The sequence below is a fragment of the Corynebacterium sp. HMSC078H07 genome, assembly GCF_001812805.1.
Classification (GTDB): Bacteria; Actinomycetota; Actinomycetes; order Mycobacteriales; family Mycobacteriaceae; genus Corynebacterium.
On record NZ_KV810456.1, the window covers coordinates 1 to 958 of the forward strand.

A 958-nucleotide genomic window follows, 5' to 3' on the forward strand; every position below is an offset into this window, starting at 1 on the left:
TCTCGGCGGGGCATGTCGGTGTCAACGTCTAGGGGTATTGAGCAGAGTGATATTTAGCCCGCTGCGTTCGGCTTGGTCGATGTGGATTTGTCAGGAACCCAGGATGAGGCCGCCGATCCAGCTAAGGAAACGGACGGGGCCTATCGGTGCCAAATGGTGCCAAATGGTGCTACCCTAGTGTTATTGCCACCTGTTACGACAGGATCGGAAGAAGACCCTGGGACCCCAGCCGGACGACTGGACCCAGGGTCTTCGCCTGCCTCTAGAGGGAATCCGGGGTGGGACGGTTGAGGACCACTTTCTCGTGCAGCTTCTCCCAGTACTGCTCTTCCCCCTAGATGGACGGAGTTCAGTGCTCCCAGAACGGCATCTGGAATCCAGAGCAGGGGATCATCGCCACCGCGTACGTGTCGCAGTCGGATGCCAGCACTTTGTCCCTGGCCCTGCAGGGCAACTATATGGGCGACGTCTCGCCTGTTTTGTGCTTCTTGCCGGCTTTCCAAAGTGACGTTGTGGACGTGCATCTCGGAGAGCTCGAAGTACATCTGCTCCAAGCATTTCCTGCGGTGCCTCTCCGTCTTCTTGCTCACTTCACTCCGGTGGGTGATGATCGCTTGCATGGAGTCGATCTCAGAAAGGGTGTCCACGATTTTTCGGCGTCGGCTATTACGTTCGTCGGTCCAGTGAAGTTTGACCTGGCCAGGAAGTCGTAGTGGACGCAGCTCCTCGCGTATTTTTTCCAAGTCTTGAGTGTCGATGATAGCTGCACACACCATGTACTCCTGCCGGTCTGGGGGTCTAAGGGCGGAGGACTCATCGATGTAGGCGACTAGCTGTGATTCCACCCTGAAATTGTAGCCCGTCCGGGCCGACGCACCCCTCGGCCCGGTACCAACTACTCGGAACACGGCAGTACCGAGTCCCCAGAACACCGGTACCAAAAACTCGCATCTGACAA

The 958-nt window shown here is 57.3% G+C and carries 1 protein-coding gene; it reads left to right on the forward strand.

All coding sequences use genetic code 11. The annotated features are described in order from the left end of the window. Positions 1-338 precede the first annotated feature (338 nt). Complete coding sequence (locus HMPREF2875_RS13660) at positions 339-713, forward strand: hypothetical protein (protein WP_070670330.1); 375 nt, start codon at positions 339-341, stop codon at positions 711-713. The last annotated feature ends 245 nt before the right edge of the window (positions 714-958 follow it).